This is a genomic window from Mesobacillus sp., assembly GCF_049588175.1.
GTDB lineage: Bacteria > Bacillota > Bacilli > Bacillales > Cytobacillaceae > Mesobacillus.
In genome coordinates this window covers 1-2,403 of the sequence record NZ_JBAVFI010000056.1, presented here as the reverse complement: position 1 = coordinate 2,403, position 2,403 = coordinate 1, and the positions used below count along the sequence as shown (strand labels likewise).

Here is a 2,403-nt window from a genome sequence, read left to right as displayed (position 1 = left end):
GAAGGTTTCCGTCCAACTCCATCCCAGCAGGAAGTGGGGAACAAACATCATCAGCAAAACGACTGCGAGCACAGCCTTCACATATGTTCCTTCGAATTTTTCGATAAAAAGCTGGGAAGGGGACTTCTCGCTCTGTGCGTTCTGTACTAGCTGAATGATTTTCTGAAACAATGTTTCATTATTTGGCTTCGTAATTTCTACAGTAAGCGAGCCTGTCAGGTTAACCGTTCCTGCGAAAACATCGTCGCCTGCATCCTTGGAAACCGGGATCGATTCTCCGGTGATCGCGGCCTGGTCAATCGTTGTCTGCCCTTTAGCAACTTTGCCGTCAGAGGGAATTCTTTCTCCCGGCTTAACCAAAATCAAGTCGCCTATTGTCAGCTTTGAGACATGTACTTTTTCCTCTGTACCGTTCGTAATCCTCAGCGCTTCCTCCGGCTGAAGTTCCATTAGGGAGGAGATTTCCTTGTGGCTTTTGTTCATCGTGTACGTTTCCAGCGCGCCACTCATGGCAAAAATAAAGATTAAAATAGCGCCTTCCGTCCAGTAGCCGATGATCGCAGAGCCGATCGCAGCGAAAATCATCAGCATTTCCACATTCAGTTCTTTTTCCTCGATTGTTGCTTCTATGCCTTCTTTTGCTTTCGCAAACCCGCCAATCACATAGGCAAGGATGAAAGCTGTAACGGATGCTGTCTCTGAATCTCCTTTACTGAGGATCCAGCCGAGAGCAATTAAGATTCCGCTGACTATCGCGGCAATCAGTTCTGCGTGGGGCTTTATTTTTTCCATGATACTAACTTCAGGAACAGACTTTTGCTTCATCAAGGCATTCGCTCCCTGAGCCATGTTTCTCTCCTCCTTTTCAACCTCTAATTGATACTAATAATCACAATCAATACCCTTAAAAAATACGAAAGCTGTCATCGGAATGATGACAGCGAAAAGCCAGAGCAAATGATACATATAGTTTTCACTATTATGTTACCATACAATATATGATTTATAAAAGAATTATGCTATAGCCTAAGGAGACATATTGATGACAACTAAAGACTTTTTCACCCACCCGCTGGGAATTGCGGTATCGGCTGCTGGGGCAACTCTCCTCTGGGGGAGTGCTTTTCCGTTTATAAAATTAAGCTACAAGAGCCTTGATATCAGGCCGGAGGAGATGGGTGAACAGATGCTGTTCGCAGGGTACCGTTTCCTGCTTGCCGGGCTTCTCATCCTCATTTTGTTCCTGTTGCTGAAAAGGGATATGAAGTTTAGGCCGGATACGACTCTTCCGTTATTAAAGATCGGCTTGTTCCAAACCTTCCTGCAATATGTCCTATTTTATATCGGACTCAGTTACTCAACTGGCATTCAAGGCTCAATTATCGCTGGGACGACTTCATTTTTTCAAATCCTGCTGGCCCATTTGCTCTATCCTGATGACAGGATGAACCGTTTAAAGGTCGGAGGGCTGATGATTGGCTTTACAGGGGTTGTTTTTGCCAACTGGCCGAATGGAGAGTATGAAATACACTTCGGGATTGGAGAAGTCTTATTGATGCTCGCGATGCTTGCAGGAGCCTATGGCAATATACTTGCGAAGCAAGGCAGTGCCAAAATGGAGGTCATTTATATGACCGCCTATCAGATGATCCTCGGGTCGATTGGCCTCGTTGCCATTGGCGGGTTTTCTGTAGGGCTCGTGCCTTTCAGTTTTGACCTGAAATCGATACTGATGCTTGTTTACCTGGCATTCCTGTCAGCAGCGGGCTTTATTTTATGGAATAATGTCATGAAATACAATCAGGTCGGAAAAGTGTCATTATATTTATTTTTAGTGCCGGTATTCGGCGTGATTTTATCATCCATTCTGCTCGATGAACCACTGCATTATTTTGTTATTGCTGGATTGATTTTAGTTGTAGCCGGAATCGTGCTTGTGAACCGTCCAGCACGAAAAGCAGCAAAAAACAGCCTCCCTTCAAAATAGGGAGGCTGTTTTGCTGATCATGGCTAGGCAGACTTTGGTTCGTGTTGTGATGAGCCTTCAGGCCGGACTGCTACAAGTGCGATGAAGATAAGCAGCAGCATCGTGCTGACGACATAGAAAAAGCTGATTCCTTCTAATAGTTCAATCGCTATACCACCGATGAATGGACCGCTGATGCTGCCAAAGCTGAAAAAGATTCCGCACATCAGGTTTCCTGCCGGCAAGAGCTGTTTAGGAAGCAAATCGGCCATATAACTGATGCCGAGTGAAAAAGTGGATCCAAGAACCGTTCCTGCCAGGAAGAAGCAGATCAGCAAGCCTGTTGTGGAATCCTCCAAAAGCCCTGCGGTGGTAAAGCAAATAAATCCAGAGAGTGTAATCGTAATTAAAACCGTTCTTCTGCCAAGCTTGTCGCT

The 2,403-nt window shown here is 45.4% G+C and carries 3 protein-coding genes; 1 reads left to right on the top strand and 2 read right to left on the bottom strand.

Going from position 1 to position 2,403, the window contains the following annotated elements; all coding sequences use genetic code 11:
- Window positions 1-849 (bottom strand): HAD-IC family P-type ATPase (locus WB217_RS01305; protein ID WP_423989918.1); only part of this gene is annotated, 849 nt, incomplete at its 3' end.
- Window positions 850-1,042: 193 nt separating this feature from the next.
- Between WB217_RS01305 and WB217_RS01300 the strand changes: the two genes are divergently transcribed.
- Entirely contained in the window at window positions 1,043-1,987 is a 945-nt protein-coding gene (locus WB217_RS01300) for a DMT family transporter (protein ID WP_423989916.1), read from the top strand.
- 23 nt (window positions 1,988-2,010) lie between these two features.
- On the opposite strand, the gene WB217_RS01295 is transcribed toward WB217_RS01300, so the two are convergent.
- A partial coding sequence (locus tag WB217_RS01295) for an MFS transporter (RefSeq protein WP_423989914.1) occupies window positions 2,011-2,403 on the bottom strand: 393 nt, incomplete at its 5' end.

Excerpts from the sequence above, each read along its gene's own strand:
- WB217_RS01300 (WP_423989916.1), top strand. The coding sequence starts at position 1,043 with ATGACAACTAAAGACTTTTTCACCCACCCGCTGGGAATTGCGGTATCG.